Raw genomic sequence first — 1,710 nt, 5'->3', positions numbered from 1 at the left:
ATCAGGGACTGGACTTTCCGGTATGCCTCTGGACAATGGAACGTAGGGTCCATTCGGGGAAATCCTTCTGCCTCCAGTAGCATCGTCTACTCCTTAAGTCTGTTTCTCCGGTACGCGTCTGAGCTTCTTACCCGCTGGCTGTTCCCTTCGGCATCCCATGCCCGGTTTTAGCAGATCCGGGGCAGCTCATGGCCCGAAGTGTGTCCTCATACGCGAGGGTGATAGATCTGCGCGTGCGCCGGAGGCATCCCGGAGCGTCCATTCCCTGAATCCCTAGCGAAAGGAGGAATTTCACTTGAAGCTTTTTGTCGGTATTGACGTGAGCTCGCAAGAGCTCGAAGCGTGTTTCATGAACGCTGACGGTGACAAGCTTGAGACACTCACCGTCAAAAACAATTTGAATGGCGCCTCGCACTTGCGTGACCAAATCGTCGCTGCAGCGGACAAGTTGGCCGTCACCGAGATTCACATCGGCTTGGAAGCCACTTCCGTCTACAGCTGGCACCCTGCCATGTACCTGCATCAGGATCCAGCGCTTCGAGAGCGCAAGGCCAAGGTGTTCACCTTGAACCCCAAGCTCATCAGCAAGTTCAGAGAAGCCTATGCGGATATGGACAAGACCGACCGGCTCGACGCCTGGGTCATTGCGGATCGCCTGCGCTTCGGCCGCCTGACGACCACCATCGTCATGCAGGAGCAGTATGTCGCCCTTCAACGCCTCACGCGCATGCGTTTCCACTTGGTCCATAACTTGGCTCGCGAGAAGCAGTACTTCTTGCAGAACCTGTTCTACAAGTGCAATGCGTTTACAACCGAGGTCGACAGCTCCGTGTTTGGCCATGCGCTCATGGAGATGCTCTCCGAGAAGTTCAGCCTCGATGACATCGCCGAGATGGACGTGGCCGATCTGGCCGACTATCTGCGGGACAAGGGACGCAATCGTTTCCCCGATCCCGAGCGGGTCGCCCGCTGCATTCAGCAAGCTGCCCGCGCCTCCTATCGGCTGTCCAAGGTCGTGGAGGATTCGATTGACCTGGTGCTCGGCACCTCCATCGAATCCATCCGCAGCATCCAGAAGCAGCTCAAGGATCTCGACAAAGCGATCGAGCGGGTCCTCGACGGCATTCAAGGCGCTCAGTGCTTGCTGTCAGTGCCCGGCATCGGCAAAGTCTATGCAGCCGGTCTGCTCGGCGAACTCGGCGATATTGAACGGTTCAAGGATCAAGCCGCCGTCGCCAAGTACGCGGGTCTGACGTGGCGCAGGCACCAGTCCGGCGTCTTCGAGGCGGAGGACACCGCCCGCATCAAATCCGGCAACCGATTCCTGCGCTACTACCTCGTTGAAGCTGCCAACTCGGTTAGGATGCGCGATGAAGAATTCGGTGAATATTACCGGAAGAAGTATCACGAAGTGCCCAAGAATCAACACAAACGCGCCCTCGTCTTAACGGCAAGAAAACTCGTGCGTCTGGTCGATGTGCTGCTACGCAGCGGCCAACTCTACACGCCTCGAAGGAAGGTGAATAGCGCCAAGGATTAACGCCTCCTTTGCCTTAGTCCTTCACGAATTCCCAGTAAAAATCTGGTATCTGACATGGTTTTTGGCTGGGTTTGGTTTGATGCGCCCTTTTTTCGTGACTCCGCGCTCAACAGGCACGGGAAATTTCCAATTCGATTAAATCAACAGCTTGACATCATACCGCTGGACTT

The 1,710-nt window shown here is 56.1% G+C and carries 1 protein-coding gene; it reads left to right on the top strand.

The window, feature by feature from the left end; all coding sequences use genetic code 11:
- Positions 1-295: 295 nt before the first annotated feature.
- A complete protein-coding gene (locus tag M3G15_RS21270; RefSeq protein WP_016310842.1) occupies positions 296-1,540 on the top strand; it encodes an IS110 family RNA-guided transposase in 1,245 nt (414 codons plus the stop codon).
- Positions 1,541-1,710: the final 170 nt, after the last annotated feature.

It is taken from the genome of Paenibacillus sp. p3-SID1389 (assembly GCF_025151705.1).
GTDB classification, from domain to species: Bacteria; Bacillota; Bacilli; order Paenibacillales; family Paenibacillaceae; genus Fontibacillus; species Fontibacillus phoenicis.
Note: the sequence above shows the minus strand (reverse complement) of the source record. Positions and strands in the feature narration are given on the sequence as shown.